The sequence below is a fragment of the Bacillota bacterium genome (assembly GCA_012727955.1).
Taxonomy (GTDB): Bacteria; Bacillota; Limnochordia; order DTU087; family JAAYGB01; genus JAAYGB01.
In genome coordinates this window covers 19508-34258 of the sequence record JAAYGB010000066.1, presented here as the reverse complement: position 1 = coordinate 34258, position 14751 = coordinate 19508, and the positions used below count along the sequence as shown (strand labels likewise).

At 53.5% G+C, this 14751-nt stretch carries 14 protein-coding genes; all 14 read right to left on the bottom strand.

Translation table 11 applies throughout. The features are described from left to right. Nucleotides 1-55: 55 nt before the first annotated feature. The 14 genes from GX030_10760 to GX030_10695 all read right to left on the bottom strand — a co-directional run bounded on the left by GX030_10760 (nt 56) and on the right by GX030_10695 (nt 14711). Nucleotides 56-1324: a hypothetical protein gene (locus GX030_10760; protein NLV92853.1), complete on the bottom strand. Its 1269-nt coding sequence runs from the start codon at nt 1322-1324 to the stop codon at nt 56-58. A gap of 94 nt (nt 1325-1418) precedes the next feature. Then, nucleotides 1419-1640, bottom strand: a complete 222-nt coding sequence (locus GX030_10755; GenBank protein ID NLV92852.1) for a hypothetical protein — start codon at nt 1638-1640, stop codon at nt 1419-1421. Between the two features lie 19 nt (nt 1641-1659). Further along, complete coding sequence (locus GX030_10750; protein NLV92851.1) at nt 1660-2832, bottom strand: LL-diaminopimelate aminotransferase; 1173 nt, start codon at nt 2830-2832, stop codon at nt 1660-1662. Between the two features lie 106 nt (nt 2833-2938). Further along, nucleotides 2939-3190, bottom strand: a complete 252-nt coding sequence (locus tag GX030_10745) for a hypothetical protein (GenBank protein NLV92850.1) — start codon at nt 3188-3190, stop codon at nt 2939-2941. Further along, nucleotides 3171-3794 carry a hypothetical protein gene (locus GX030_10740; GenBank protein NLV92849.1) on the bottom strand — a complete coding sequence of 208 codons (624 nt, stop codon included), beginning with the start codon at nt 3792-3794 and terminating at the stop codon, nt 3171-3173. The genes GX030_10745 and GX030_10740 overlap by 20 nt, the downstream gene beginning before the upstream one ends. Then, nucleotides 3775-4383 carry a GTP-binding protein HSR1 gene (locus GX030_10735; GenBank protein NLV92848.1) on the bottom strand — a complete coding sequence of 203 codons (609 nt, stop codon included), beginning with the start codon at nt 4381-4383 and terminating at the stop codon, nt 3775-3777. The genes GX030_10740 and GX030_10735 overlap by 20 nt, the downstream gene beginning before the upstream one ends. 5 nt (nt 4384-4388) lie before the next feature. Further along, entirely contained in the window at nt 4389-5375 is a 987-nt protein-coding gene (locus GX030_10730; GenBank protein ID NLV92847.1) for an AAA family ATPase, read from the bottom strand. Nucleotides 5376-5509: 134 nt separating this feature from the next. Then, entirely contained in the window at nt 5510-5755 is a 246-nt protein-coding gene (hfq, locus tag GX030_10725) for an RNA chaperone Hfq (protein NLV92846.1), read from the bottom strand. A 62-nt stretch (nt 5756-5817) separates the two neighbouring features. Continuing rightward, nucleotides 5818-6771, bottom strand: coding sequence for a tRNA (adenosine(37)-N6)-dimethylallyltransferase MiaA (gene miaA, locus GX030_10720; protein NLV92845.1), 954 nt, complete (start codon nt 6769-6771; stop codon nt 5818-5820). A gap of 49 nt (nt 6772-6820) precedes the next feature. Then, entirely contained in the window at nt 6821-8695 is a 1875-nt protein-coding gene (gene mutL / locus GX030_10715) for a DNA mismatch repair endonuclease MutL (protein NLV92844.1), read from the bottom strand. A gap of 11 nt (nt 8696-8706) precedes the next feature. Next, nucleotides 8707-11310: a DNA mismatch repair protein MutS gene (gene mutS, locus GX030_10710; GenBank protein NLV92843.1), complete on the bottom strand. Its 2604-nt coding sequence runs from the start codon at nt 11308-11310 to the stop codon at nt 8707-8709. Between the two features lie 101 nt (nt 11311-11411). Then, entirely contained in the window at nt 11412-11825 is a 414-nt protein-coding gene (locus tag GX030_10705) for a hypothetical protein (protein ID NLV92842.1), read from the bottom strand. Nucleotides 11826-11842: 17 nt separating this feature from the next. Continuing rightward, nucleotides 11843-13138 (bottom strand): tRNA (N6-isopentenyl adenosine(37)-C2)-methylthiotransferase MiaB, encoded by a 1296-nt coding sequence (gene miaB, locus GX030_10700; protein NLV92841.1) that lies wholly within the window; start codon nt 13136-13138, stop codon nt 11843-11845. A 193-nt stretch (nt 13139-13331) separates the two neighbouring features. Then, nucleotides 13332-14711: an MATE family efflux transporter gene (locus GX030_10695; protein NLV92840.1), complete on the bottom strand. Its 1380-nt coding sequence runs from the start codon at nt 14709-14711 to the stop codon at nt 13332-13334. Between the last annotated feature and the right edge of the window lie 40 nt (nt 14712-14751).

The window sequence follows — 14751 nt, the reverse complement described above, 5'->3', positions numbered from 1 at the left end:
TCGCATCCCAAAGTCAAGATATTTTGTTCCGCTTTTTCGCAGCCCCTGACGCCGTTCAGTCCTCCCTTTCCTTCATCGCGGCCTGGACGGCAGCTATTGCCCCTTCAACAGCTATTTGACAGTGTTCTACCGTCAAGCCCCCCTGCAAATAGGCAATATATGGAGGGCGAATTGGTCCGTCGGCACTTAGCTCAATGGAGGAACCTTGAATGAAGGTCCCCGCTGCCATTACAACCTTATCGGCGTAACCAGGCATCGGCGCCGGCACTGGACTAACAAAATGATCCACAGGACCGGCCTGCTGTATTCCCTGACAGAAGGCAATTAGAGGCTCTGGAGACTCGAAGCGAATTGCTTGCACAATATCGGAACGCGCTTCATCCCAAGTCGGGGACACGGCAAATCCCAGCTTTTCCATAGCGGCCGCCATCAATATTGCGCCCTTAACGGCCTGAGCGGTAACGTGGGGGGCGAGGAAAATCCCCTGCAGCAGCGTCCTAGTCAGGTCAAACATGGCACCCACTTCCTGGCCAATCCCCGGGGCGACTGCAGCATCCGCGGCTAGAGCCACCAGATCTTCCCTCCCGACAATATAGCCACCGGCAGGGGCGATGCCGGCACCGGGGTTCTTGATCAATGACCCCGCCAGCAGATCGACCCCAACATGCCCCGGTTCCAGGGATTCAACAAACTCGCCGTAACAGTTATCGACAAACACCGCCACGTGGGGATGGGCTGCTTTGATTGCTTGGGTGGCCTCACCGATTTCCCTCACGGACAGGGCCCGACGCCAGGAGTATCCCCGAGAACGCTGTAGCGCCACCACCTTGGTTTGGGGCGATATGCTGTTGATAATCCCAGTAATATCCAGGGTATCGTCGGGGTTAAGCTCAACGTGCCGGTAGCCGATTCCCCAGGCTTTCAGGGAAGAAGGGGGTGCATCGTCTCCGCCGATTACGTGCTGAAGGGTATCATAGGGAGCACCACTGGCATAAAGCAGTTCATCGCCTGGGCGCAACAACCCAAAGAGACAGGCACTGATGGCGTGGGTCCCCGAGGCCAGCTGCGGTCTGACAAAGGCTGCTTCCCCCCCGAAAACTTCGGCGTAGATAGCCTCCAGCACATCCCGCCCGGAGTCATTATACCCGTAACCAGTTCCGGCAGCAAAGTGATAATCGGAAACCCTGTGGGTGTGAAAGGCTTTCAGGACTCGCCTTTGGTTAGCTAAGGCGATTTGGTCGACTTCTTCCCACTGGGGGGCCACTTGTTTCCGTAACGAACTAACCAGTTCCACAATGTTCTCTGACGATACCCTTGATTGCACAGCGCTAGCGACTCCTTCCTCAACGAAAAACTAGTAGTGGGCAAGTTTGGTTGCTACGTCCATTGCTTTGGGGCGGTAATTGCCTCTATTACCCTTAGTCCTCCTCGTCGAAATCCCCGGTGACGGATTTGCCTGCTAAGGCGTCGATGGTGGACTGCCTGAGAGCTTTTTCCGAGTGGACGTTTAGGCGCCACTTCCCATCCTTCAGTGGCAGTTTCTCGACTTCTCCAGTAACCTGTTTTTCAAACCACAACTTGTCAACAACTTTGTCCAACTCTTCCTTATTATTAAATTCCAAGGAAAATGACTTAATCATTGTCGCCTCATCCTCTAGTCTATGGTTGGAATCTAATCCCAGCCGACTCCATCCTTTCGATGGCTTCCGCTAAGCGGGACTCCTCCACACATAGGGAGATACGAAAATAGCCTTCACCGTATTCACCGTACCCTATCCCCGGAGTCACCACTACACCAGTCTTTTCAAGCAGCATCTGAGCAAACTCGGTGGCGGTGTACCCCTTGGGAACCCGGGGCCAAAGATAAATGGTGGCTTGGGGTTTCTTCAGCTGCCAGCCCAATTTCTCCAAGCCTGCAACGGCCACATCCCTTCGTCGAGCATACAGCTGCTGCATGGCCTCTATGCTCTCCTTGGGTCCTCTAAGGGCTTCGATCCCGGCATATTGTACAGCTTCCCATACACCGGAGTCAATATTACTCTTGAGCCGGCCCAAGGCTTCGATTACCTGGGAATTGCCCACTGCCCAACCCAACCGCCATCCTGTCATGTTAAAGGACTTAGACAGAGAGTGGAACTCAATCCCCACCTCTTTGGCTCCCGGTACCTGGAGAAAGCTGATGGGCTGATACCCATCAAAGGCCACCTCAGTGTAGGCAGCGTCATGACAAACAATAATGTCATAGGCCTTGGCAAAGGCAATGACTTCACGGAAAAATTTCTCATCGGCGATGGCGCCCGTGGGGTTGTTTGGGTAGTTGAGAAACATCAGCCGGGCCTTCTTGGCGACCTCCTCTGGAATCTGATTCAGGTCGGGGAGAAAGCCATTTTCCTCCAGTAGTGGCATTTTGTAACTTTCGCCGCCGGCAAACATCGTTCCTGTAGCGTATACAGGGTATCCAGGATCAGGAACCAAGTTGATATCACCGGGGTCGACAAAACACAGGGAAATGTGGGCAATGCCTTCCTTGGACCCAATCAATGCCACAACCTCGGTATCAGGGTCTAGCCCCACCGCAAATCTATCCCGGTACCAGTCGGCAACAGCCTGGCGAAACTCCCGCATTCCCGAGTAGGAAGGATAACGATGGGTTGCCGGGTTTTGCGCCTGCTCCACGAGCTTGGCGACGATGTTGTCGGGTGTAGGTCGATCGGGATCCCCCATACCCAAGTTGATAATATCCACGCCCTTGGCCTTAGCTTCGGCAATCTCTTGGTCAATACTGGCAAATAGATATGGTGGTAACTTCTGAATTCGCTTAGCCGTATACATAGCAATCCTCCATCTTGCAGGTAAAACTTGTGCCCTCGCGCCTGCTGTTATTGTTTTCCTCAGGCGCTCCCGGGAAACCTGCCGCTGCTAGGGGCTAATGCGCCCTTCAATCCTGTATACATGGCTGTTTTTCGCCAATCCGGAGTTCTTCCTCTGCTTCCACGGCGTTAATATCACTGTCAGCTCCACAAATTTGACAGCGTCCCAAGAGTAAGGTCTCCTGGCGAAGACTAATCGCGGCCAGGGCGGCCCCCAGCTTAATTCCAAAGCGTTTGCCGATGTGATGGCCAAAGAGGTATCCGACCACCAAACAGGCAAAGCCTATGATAGCGATGACCTCAACCCTTGGGTGGAGCATCATTGTTCCCTCCCCTTTCGGCCAGCCGCTGGGACATCCAGTTGATAGACGGAACGCTGATTAGTCCCACAAGCGCCTGCCATGGACTCATCGCTAAAGCCAACAGGAGGCTTCCTAGGGAGAAAAAGCGCACCGGGTTGATTCCCCAACGCACCGCCCAATTCCTGCTACCTCGGCTCCGGTCCTGCCAGTAGTCCATCACATCATCCCACCCCTGAATCCCACCGATCAACAGCAGTGCAAATACTGTTTGGCGCCAACCAAAACAAAGCAGAACCCCCGACAGGATTAGCGCTGATTCCACATATCCCGGAAGCCCCGAGGGATATTGCCTGCCCAGCTCACCGGTCATCCCTATAGAATACGCCGCGGCAAACAACGATAGTGCCCAAGGAGGAGATAAATAGGTGGCAACTCCCATTGCGATGAGAGCATAGGGCAAAGTTCCCTCCTGCAGCACCCCAGCCAAGGTGAGTCGGCCCCCGTCTTGATCATAGTGACGATCGAGGAAATCATCCATCAGACGCACCACAAAAGCGGTAACGACGATACTAAGTACCACTTTCCAGCTAGGCACCTGCCATCTAGAGATGACGCCAAACAAATTGCTTCACCTCCTTCATCCCCTGGCCCCGCAGTACCGATAGGGCAATGATGACATAGTCGGTAAACTCAGTGCGAAGCTTTTTTAGTTTCTCCTGGGCCCCGGGCAGATCCATCTTGTTGGCCAATAGGGCATAACCGGGGCGAAGTCCAGCAAATTGCGCCACTTGGTAGTCCACCGGTCCCAGACAACTGGCAGAACCCGGTTGGCAGGTTTGAGTAATGTCCACCATGTGGAGCACAACCTCTGCCTGCCTGATGGCGGCCAAGGTCTGGGCCATGGCCTGTCGAATCTCCTCGTTGGGATGAATTCCCTCAATCAAACCGCAGGTATCCACCAAGGTCAAACTCCTACGTCCTTTACCCTTGGGCAAAGTAAGCTCCAAGGATTGCAGACAGCGAGTCAAATGGGGAGTTTCCCCGGTCAAAGTTGTCTCTCCCTTGGCCAGGGGAATTCTCTGATTCACGTCAGGACCATTAGCGGGACGAAAGGTGACCACTGCCTCCTGCTGGCCCAGCATCGCGGCAAATCTCAAGGCAAATAGGGTCTTGCCCACGTTTGTCTTTCCGACCACCACACACTGCTTCAATACAGCTACCCCCTTGTGATGTCTACGGTTTCGATGGACATCAATTCCTCCTTGCCGGGGCGCTGTTGCGCCACTAATCGCACAGCCTGTCGCCTAATTGCCTTCTCCACCAGGTTTCGAACGGTACGGGCATTACCGAAATTACCCTGGGAGTTGCGCTTGGCCTCTTCGATGAGGTAAATCAGTTTGATTTTCGCTCGGGGGGTCAGATGATACTGTCTCTGAGAGAACATCTGTTCTGCAATGGAGATCAATTCCCTTTCCGAGTAGTCCCTGAACTTAAGATGCAGCGGAAATCGCGACTTGAGGCCTGGGTTCACCTGGAGGAAGGTCTCCATTTCATCCCGGTAGCCCGCCAGAATCAGGATAAACTCGTTCTTGTAATCCTCCATCGCTTTGACAAGGGTGTCGATGGCCTCTTTACCAAAGTCCTTAGCTCCTCCCCGTGCTAAAGAATATGCCTCGTCGACAAACAATACCCCACCCATCGCCTTCTTGATCTGTTCCCTAGTCTTGGTGGCAGTGTGACCGATGTATTCGCCGACCAAGTCAGCCCTTTCCACCTCCACCAGATGCCCCTGTGGCAGGATTCCCATGGCGCGATAAATCCGGCCCAAGATGCGAGCTACGGTGGTCTTACCGGTGCCGGGGTTTCCCGAAAAGACGGCATGTAGCACTACGGGCTCGGCTGCCAGGCCCATTTCCCGTCGCAGTTGTTGGATCTGTACAAAGGCCTGGATTTCCTTGATTGCGGCTTTCACGTTGTCCAATCCGATCAGCTGGTCTAATTCCTCCATCGCCGCCGCCAGTTGCTCTTGGTTGGACAATCCTTCCTTCGGCTTATGGCCACCAATTCGTGGGCTGTATCGGCCTTGGTCTAGCTCCTGAAAGAGCGCAAAGGCCTCTAAGGGTGTGATCTTGCCCTGAATGATCAAATCCAAGATCTCTGAGTCTGTGGTTGGATGATGAATCAAGGTCTTCACTGGAATCACCGACTTTGTATCAAAATTTGTCTAAACTCGGTACTTTATCTATACGCCGGTGTTTAGGAATCGGTGACTTGTCCAGAAACGGCAAAATCCCCCGGCTGCAAAAGTCCGGGGGATAACGAATAATCAATGCTTGATTAGATCTCTGGCTGGCTTCTCGCCTGCCACCCAATATTCATATTGCTCTGCGGTGATATCGTGGACACTGCGTGTTTATAAATCAGTTCACTCTTGCCATCGGTTTCAAACAAGACGGTAAAGTTGTCGAAACCACTCACGACGCCCCGCAATTGGACGCCATTGACCAGATAAATCACCACAGGGACCTTCTCTTTCATCACTTGGTTCAAGTAGAAGTCCTGAAGACTGGGCGATTGTTTCATGGCAATTCCCCCTCTCTGATCCCGGTGACCAACTCAAGTGCCAGCTACCAGTTCCTCTGTGGTTAACTTTCGCTGTCTTTGGCAGCTCTCCTTTGATACTCACTGACGATCTCTTCGACTGCCTGCTCAGGGCCCACAGTACTGACATCAATCCACTGAATGCGGCGATCCCGCAGAAACCAGGTATATTGTCTTTTTGCATAGCGCCGGGTGTTTCTCTTGAGTAAGCGAATTCCTTCTTCCCAGTCGTATTGTCCCTGCAAATACCCGATAAGCTCCTTGTAGCCGATGGCCTGCAGCGCAGTACCCCTTTGGTCAAATCCCCGCTCCAACAGCTGCTTTACCTCGTCAAGTAGGCCCTGTTCGAGCATCAGGTCTACTCGCTGATCACACCGAAGATAGAGTTCCTCCCGGGGTCTGGTCAGGCCAAAGAACAGGGCTTCGTGTCTCGGGGGGCGATGCTCCTGCCGCTCAAGGAGCTCACTGAGGGGGGTCCCGGTAACTTCATACACCTCCCAGGCCCGAATAACCCGCCGCACATCGTTGGGATGTAGGCGCCTGGCACTGACCGGGTCAACCCGCTGCAGTTTGTCGTGTAATGCCTTGGGCCCCTGGGTCTGTGCTATCTGCTGCAGTTGACGACGCAGTTGAAAATCCTCTGGTTGGGCCGGAAAGTCGAATCCGTCGATCACCGCTTTGACATAAAGCCCTGTGCCGCCGGTCAGCAAAGCCCGTTTGCCCCGAGCCGAGATGGAGGCCAGTATTTCCTCGACCATCTCCTGGTATTGGGCTACGGTGAAATCCTGATCGGGATCCACCACATCAATCATGTGGTGAACAATTCCTCCTTGCTCCTCGGGAGTTGGCTTGGCGGTCCCCACATCCATTCCTCGATAGATCTGCATCGAATCGGCGCTGATAATTTCCGCATTTAGTCTCTGCGCCACTTTGACAGCCAATTCTGTTTTGCCAACGGCCGTGGGCCCCACAATCACCAAAATCGGATCCCTGCTCACTACCTTGCACCGCCTCTACTTCTTGTGTTCTCCCGTCAAATACCCGCTGTTAGCGACGACCAAAGCGCCTTTCCACCTCAGGCAACCCCAACTTGACGATAATTGGCCGTCCATGGGGACAGGTATAGGGATTCTCCGTTTCCGCCAAGTCTAAGAGAATGTCCTCTATCTCTGACCAGGACACGGAATCCCCAGCCTTGATCGCAGCTCTACAGGCCATAGTCGTAATAGTGGCATCTAGTTTGTCGCCACCCTTCTCCCAATGTTCAATCAGTTCTACAATCATCTCTTCGATACTAGCCTGCTCCAAGCGCTGGCCCAAAATCAAGGGAACACTCCTCACCAGAAAGCCCCCTCCGCCAAACTCTTCAATGCCAAAGGAGAGTTCCGTAAGCATTTCGAGATGATCGGCTAGAACCGCCGCCTGACTGGGGGGAAGTTCCAGATGCAGGGGTAACAGCAGGGGTTGGCTGCCGATGTTGCGCCGGTAGGAAGACCGCAGCTTTTCATACAATACCCGCTCATGGGCTATGTGTTGATCGATTAACCACAGAGCATCCCGATGCCCCAATACTATATAGGTATTGATCCATTGACCCATTGGTACCAATCCCGACCACATCGGATGGGAGTGGAGTCGCCCTTCCGCCGGATTGCTGTTCGCAACGACATCAACTACCTTTTTCCTGGCCCATAGGTCTTGGTCCCGCTCTCTGATAAAGGTGGAAAGGGAACTCTGTTCCCTGGGCTGTGTTATCGGCCTGGAAACCACCGGGCCCGAGGCCGCCACCTCATCCCTTCCCCACAGGAGGGGCTTGTGGTCCGAATAACTCTGGGAGGGTGAGGGGCTGGCAAGTTTTTGGCGATACTCCCGATAATCCATCCTTTGACTTTGAGGGGGAGCCTTGCTCTCCAGGGCATAGGAGCTGGACAAGTCCTGGGACAACAAAGCCTCTTTGACAGCAAACATCACCCTTTGGAAAATCTCCCGCTCCTCCTGAAATCGGACCTCGGCCTTAGCTGGATGCACGTTGACATCCACTAAGCTGGGATCTAGTTCCAGGCCCAGGACCCCGATGGGAAAGCGCCGTGCCGGCAGTAGGGATTGGTATCCCCTTTCCAGGGCACTGGATAACATCCGGGAGGCAATTACCCTGCCATTCACGAGAAATGTTTCGTCCTTTCGGGTGCCTCGGTGGAGGTGGGGTTTAGAGACATAGCCCACCACTCGCACCAGATCCTTGGTTCGATCGACGGGGATCATGGCCTCGGCGACCTTGCGGCCATAGGCCGCTAGGATCACCGATAGGGTATCGCCGTCCCCGGCGGTTTTAAAGAGCTCCGTTCCATCCGCGATTAAGGTGAAACGCACCTCGGGATGCGCCATGGCAATTTGGGTTACGGTATCTAGGATGTAGCGGCGTTCCGTCGCATCCTGTTTCAGAAACTTGTAGCGTACCGGGGTGTTGTAAAAGAGCTGTCGCACCGTAATGCTGGTACCGTTGCTGGCTCCAATGGGCTGATGCTTAATCAGTTGGCCACCGTGGACTTCCACCAGGGAGCCTGCCGGTTCATCGGTGGTCTTGGTAATCAGTGTCATCTGACTCACCGCGGCGATACTAGGCAGCGCTTCACCCCGAAATCCCAGGGTTGAGATGGCAAACAAATCATCTGAGGATTGCAGCTTGCTGGTGGCATGGCGTTCAAAGGCCAACGGAACATCGTCGCTGGGGATCCCAGCACCGTTGTCTTCAACTTGGATCAGTTCCTTGCCCCCCTGGGCGATGGTGATCTGGATGATTGTAGCCCCCGCGTCAAGGGAGTTTTCCACCAGCTCCTTAACCACTGAAGCCGGCCGCTCCACCACCTCGCCGGCAGCGATTTTGTTTGCTAACCCATCGCCTAGTACCCTAATTCGCTTCATTGGGGTTCACCTCACTCCTGATTGACCAGTGCCTGCCAAACCGCCAGCAAGTTAATGGCTTCCAAGGGCGTCAGTCGGTTGAGATCCAGGGCCGTCAACTCCTCGACAATTCGTTTGGCCGCCGTCAAACTACAGCCCAGGGATTCTTGTTCCTGGGTGGCGGCCGCTTCCTCGGCTAATAATCCCAGATCCATCTGTTTGAAACTTTGGGTCGTCTCCAACTCCTCAAGGATCGCCTGTGCCCTATGGATTACATCCCGGGGCAATCCCGCTAGTTTAGCGACATGGATTCCGTAGCTCTTGTCAGCTCTGCCTCTGGCTACCTTGTACAGGAAAATCACGTCGGAGCCCCGTTCCAACACCTCTAGACGGTAGTTCTTTACCCGATGATGACTCAGCTCTAGATCCGCCAACTCGTGGTAGTGGGTAGAAAAGATGGTTAGAGCTCCCAAGTGGTCGTGAATGTATTCGGCAATAGCCCGGGCTAGAGCCATGCCATCATAGGTGGAGGTTCCTCGCCCCAACTCGTCGATAATCACCAGGGAGCGAGAGGTTCCCTGGGAAAGGGCCAACATGACTTCGTTCATCTCCACCATAAAGGTACTTTGCCCGGTGCCCAGGTCATCGGAAGCCCCCACTCGGGTGAAGATCCGGTCTACTAAACCGATATTCGCCGATTCCGCCGGAACAAAACTGCCGATTTGTGCCAATAAGGCGATGCAGGCCACCATTCGCAGGTAGGTACTTTTTCCCGCCATGTTGGGTCCTGTCAAAATCATGATCTGAGTGTGGGAGCGATCGAGCAAAACATCGTTGGGAACAAATCTTGTTCCCGTCAACATCGCCTCAACCACGGGATGCCTGCCACCGACGATTTCAATTCTTCCTGGTGGTGAGAGCACCGGACGGACATAATTGCGGTCCACAGCCACCTGAGCTAAACTACAGAGGGCATCGAGGGCGGCAATCACTGAAGCGGTACCCAGCAGCCTGGTGGCAGCCTGAGATACCTTTTCTCGTACCTCAACAAAAAGTTCGTATTCCAGCTCGACGGAGCGCTCCTGTGCACCCAGGATTTGACTCTCCCATTCCTTCAGCTCCTGGGTAATGTACCGTTCGGAGTTGGCCAGGGTTTGCTTGCGATGGTAATTCTCGGGCACCAGGTCAAGGTTCGCTTTTGTAACCTCAATGTAATAGCCAAAGACCTTGTTAAAGCCCACCTTCAGGGATTTGATTCCCGTTCGTTCTCGTTCCGATTGTTCCAGGCGAGCTACCCACCGCCTACCGTCGATACTCAGCTCCCGCAATTTATCAAGCTCAGCGTGATACCCGGGACGAATCAGTCCTCCCTCTCGCACAGAAATGGGAGGCTCGTCCACTAGGGCCGCCTCCAACAGCGTGGTGAGATCCGTCAGTAGATCCAATTGGTCTGCAACCTGGCGCAAAGGCGAAGATGAGCTATCCTTTAGCACTTGATAGATGGCTGGCAGCTGCTGCAGGGAGTGACGAAGTAACACCAGTTCTCTGGCGTTAGCCGAACCATAGACGGCTTTGCTGCACAAGCGCTCAATGTCAGAGATTTGACTGAGACTCTCCCGCAGGGTGGCCCGAAGCATAGTGTCCTCGTAGAGAGCTTGTACCAGTTCTTGGCGGGATTTGATGGCTTCGATGTCGATCAGAGGCATTTCCACCCATTGGCGTAGTCTTCGGCCGCCCATTGCCGTTTGGGTATCGTCCAACACCCACAGCAAAGAGCCGTGAAAGGAGCCTTGACGCAGGGTTTCCGTTAGCTCCAGATTGCGACGGGTGGAACTATCAATGGCCATAAAACCATCGGGCAGGTAGTATTGTACCGATGAGATGTGTGATAGGCTGCGCATCTGGGTTTCTCCCAGGTAGCTCAGCAGTGCGCCCGCGGCCTTGATTGCCGCCGGTTTGTCCTCAAGGTTAAAGCCCATCAAGGAGGAAACTCTAAACTGCTGGGTTAGGCTCCGGTAAGCAGCATCGCGATGAAAGGCCCGGGAGTCGTAGGCTGCTGGGGCGGCACCTAGGGCTTTTGCAATCTCGTCGCGGATTCCCCTTTGCTCCAGGAGCTGAGGATCGGCCAAGCACTCAGCTGGGCGCAACCTTTCCAGCTCCGTCAGCAGGGACTGCTGCCCATTGCTGCCAGAAAACTCCGTCACCCTGAACTCTCCCGTGGAGACATCGACGCTGGCCACTCCCACGGTTTTCTGATGCCAGGATAAAACCGCAAGGTAGTTATTGGCTTTGTGGGGCAGAATATCTTGGTCAATCACGGTCCCGGGAGTAATCACCCGGACTACTTCCCGCTTCACCACCCCTTTGGCCTCCTTGGGGTCTTCTACCTGTTCACAAATGGCAACCTTATACCCCTTTTTCACCAAAGTAGCGATGTATGAATCCGCGGCATGATGGGGTACGCCGCACATGGGAATTCGCTCATCTAATCCAGCATCCCGCCCGGTTAGAGTAATATCTAATACCTTTGAGGCGACCTTGGCGTCCTCAGCAAAGAGCTCGTAGAAATCCCCCAGGCGGTACAAGAGCAAGCAGTCTTTGTATTGGTTCTTGATGGAGAAATACTGTTGCATCATTGGAGTTAGTTTGGTCTGTGACACCGGAACATCACCCGCTTCTTCCTATGCTCTCTACCGAAGGAGCCGGATTTTTCATCACCCGGCTCCCGTAAACTTGCTTAGTTATCCTTTTGCGGTGGCCCTTGGTTCCTCACCCATTGCTCCTCGATCCAATAAGGCGTCTGCGGCACATAAGAATAGATCTCTTCCTCCTCCGCTTTGGTCAAAGACTGAGAAAAGGTAGGCAGACTCTCTAACTGCTGACTGGTCAAATTACACACCACCCCATCGGCAGTGATATCGGCCAGAGCATTGGCAGGAATCACAAACTGTCTATCCCTTTGCGGGGAAAACACTATCAAGTAGCGAACTGTATACATGCGGGCTTCAATCACCTGTCTGACGACAACGCCGACCACGTCACCATCACTACTGATCAGCGGCAGCTGCCACACTTCCCTGGAGCCAACTTCAAAGAGACTCTGGTCTTCATCCAGTGCGATGACTGTTTTCCTGCCCTTGGTTTCCCGCATAAGCTAGACATCCCCCTCTAGTCTTTGACAAGTTCTCCCTGCAAACTAAAGGTCTGGGCCGTTGTGATTCTTACCGTTGCAAAGTCCCCAGGTTGAATGAAATCCCCTTCTTCTACGATAAAGGAGATGAGCTTGTTACCTCGGGTCCGGCCCACCCAAGTGTTGTTGCCGCCTTGGCTCCTTCCCTCCACCAAGACTTCTTCTTCCTTGCCCACCATCCGTTGGTTCTTCTCAGCACTAATGCTGTTCTGCAGCTCGATGAGGCGATGGATACGATCCTTCTTGATTTCCTCTGGTACCTGATCCGATCTTTTTGCCGCGGGCGTCCCGGTGCGAGGTGAGTATATAAAGGTAAAGGCCGAGTCGTACTCCACTCGCCGCACCAGATCCAGGGTATCCTGGAAGTCCTCCTCTGTTTCACCGGGGAATCCTACGATTAAGTCAGTGGTCAAGTGGATGTTAGGAATCCGCTCCCGCAGCCGGTCCACGATCTCTAGATACCTTTCAACGGTATATTTGCGATTCATCTGCTGCAAGACTTTGTTGCTGCCCGCCTGGACGGGAAGGTGCAGATGTTCACAGACCTTCGGTAGTTCTGCCATAGCATCAATTAGTGCCGGAGTAATATCCTTGGGGTGCGACGTCATAAAGCGAATGCGGCGCACTCCGGGAATGGCATCTACCTGGCGCAGCAGAGCAGCAAAATCCATGTCCAGCCCCAGATCCTTACCGTAGGAGTTCACATTTTGCCCCAACAGGGTGAACTCGACGAACCCCTTTTCCGTCAAGTCGGTGATTTCCTTGAGGATTTCCTCCGGGTGGCGACTTCTTTCGGGGCCACGGGTATAGGGCACAATACAATAGGTGCAGAAGTTGGTGCACCCATACATAATGTTGACAAAGGCCTTGAACCTTCCCTCCCGCTGTGCAGGAAGCCCCTCGACGATGCCCTCGGGCTCATCCCAAACCTCAATGATTCTTTCCCCAGTTTCTTCAATTCTATGCAAAAGCTCCGGCAAGCGATGGGTGTTGTGGGTTCCGATGATCAGGTCCACATGGGTCAAACGCTGCCGCAACTGCTCCAATTCCTCAGGTTGTTGTGGCATACAGCCGGTAATGGCAATTATTAGATCGGGATGCTTCTCCTTGAGCTCCTTCAAACTGCCCACCTGACCATACACCTTCCGCTCGGGATTTTCCCTGACACAACAGGTGTTGTATACGATGAGGTCAGCATCCTCAGGGGAATCGGTGAAGGTATATCCGTCCTGGGCCAAAAGACCCTTCATCGTTTCGGTATCCCTTTCGTTCATCTGACAGCCAAAGGTGACAAAAAATGCCTTCTTGCACTTAGTTTCAACCTGTATCCGATCCAATTTCAGACCCCTTCTATCTAGATATTAATCGGAAAACTCCACAGAACAAGGAGCTTGCGAGGCCTTCTTATTGGGTTCCCTGCGGAGTTTCCGGGCAAATGAGAACAAGTCTTCCGATAGCAGCAACTTCTTAGGCACTTGCTTGCTCTAGTGCGTCGGTATCCCGGGTCAGATTCTTGATCCATTTGAAGCGATTGACCTTGACGACAGCCACGGCGCACTTTAACACCTGGTCGCACTTGAGGCAGGCAAAGACCACCACCGGCGATGCATTGAACACGAAGGCTGCCAACAGGGCCGAGGGAATCACCACCAACCAGACCCAGATCAGGTCATTGATCAGGACAAAGTAGATGGACCCTCCTGCCCGAACAATACCGGTTAGGGCCGAGGCCTGATAAGCAGTTCCGACGATGGTCACCGATAAGACAGTGAGAACTTGTCTAGTCAAAGTTATCGTTTCCGGACCGACGTTATATAACAAGATGACATAGTCCTTGACGAAGTATAGGACCGTTCCAGAAATCACCCCGACGATGAGAAACAGGACCTGAAGGCGCTTAGCATAGTCCTTCACCCGGTCATAATCACCGGCCCCCACAGTCTGCCCGATAATCACCGCGGTTGCCCCTGACACTCCCCGCATCGCTACACCAACGATGTTGAAGACGATATTAGCAATACTAACGGAAGCTAGGGCTGTAGCACCGAGTCGACCGATGATGGCCCCCTGTACGGCGATGTTGATTCCCCAGAAGATGTCGCCCATAATCACCGGGAATCCATAGCGGAAGAAGTCCTTTACCAGGACCCAATTGGTCCGAATCAGCTCACTAAACTTGATCCGCAGCTGATCATCGATTACCCGTACGTAGTACAAGATTATCGGTGTCTCTAGGATCCGGGCAATTAGAGTGGCGATGGCAGCACCCTTCACCCCGAGGGCAGGAAAACCCAGATGACCGAAAATCAGGACCCAGTTGAGGGAGACGTTGACAAAGAAGGTGACTATCGACAGGTACATGCCGATCCTAACTCTTTCCACGCTTCGCATCGCTGCGATCATTACCTGGGTAACACAGAAGAAAATGTAGGAGAACCGCACGATGCTCAGATACTCAAGACCCGTGGCAACTACCGCTGGATCGTTGGTAAACAGCCGCAGCACCTGGACAGGATACAACAGTGTTGCCAAGGTCAAGGCTAAACCCGCGGCAATGCTGAACTTTAGTGCGATTCCAATGATGCTCTTGACACTCTTGGCATCTCGCTTTCCCCAATATTGGGTAACAAGAATGGTCATCGCCGCACCTAACCCAACGATTAACATCTGCAGAAGACTTTGCAATTGGTTGGCCACGTACACGCCCGACAGGGCCATTTCTCCCAAGGAGCCCACCATCAGGTTGTCCGCTAGTCCAACAGATAACGTGATCACGTTTTGCAGAGCGATGGGTATGGCCAAGAGAAACACCCGTCGGTACAAGCCATTGCTAGTTGATTTCGGCATCGTGTCTTCCCTCTCTCTATCCTGATTCTACCGGCAGAAA

Bases quoted from the DNA above. Each gene is read 5' to 3' on its own strand.
- mutS (NLV92843.1), bottom strand. From the start codon at position 11,310: ATGATGCAACAGTATTTCTCCATCAAGAACCAATACAAAGACTGCTTG.
- GX030_10750 (NLV92851.1), bottom strand. From the start codon at position 2,832: ATGTATACGGCTAAGCGAATTCAGAAGTTACCACCATATCTATTTGCC.
- GX030_10745 (NLV92850.1), bottom strand. From the start codon at position 3,190: ATGCTCCACCCAAGGGTTGAGGTCATCGCTATCATAGGCTTTGCCTGT.
- GX030_10755 (NLV92852.1), bottom strand. From the start codon at position 1,640: ATGATTAAGTCATTTTCCTTGGAATTTAATAATAAGGAAGAGTTGGAC.
- miaB (NLV92841.1), bottom strand. From the start codon at position 13,138: ATGAACGAAAGGGATACCGAAACGATGAAGGGTCTTTTGGCCCAGGAC.
- GX030_10695 (NLV92840.1), bottom strand. From the start codon at position 14,711: ATGCCGAAATCAACTAGCAATGGCTTGTACCGACGGGTGTTTCTCTTG.
- mutL (NLV92844.1), bottom strand. From the start codon at position 8,695: ATGAAGCGAATTAGGGTACTAGGCGATGGGTTAGCAAACAAAATCGCT.
- GX030_10705 (NLV92842.1), bottom strand. From the start codon at position 11,825: ATGCGGGAAACCAAGGGCAGGAAAACAGTCATCGCACTGGATGAAGAC.
- hfq (NLV92846.1), bottom strand. From the start codon at position 5,755: ATGAAACAATCGCCCAGTCTTCAGGACTTCTACTTGAACCAAGTGATG.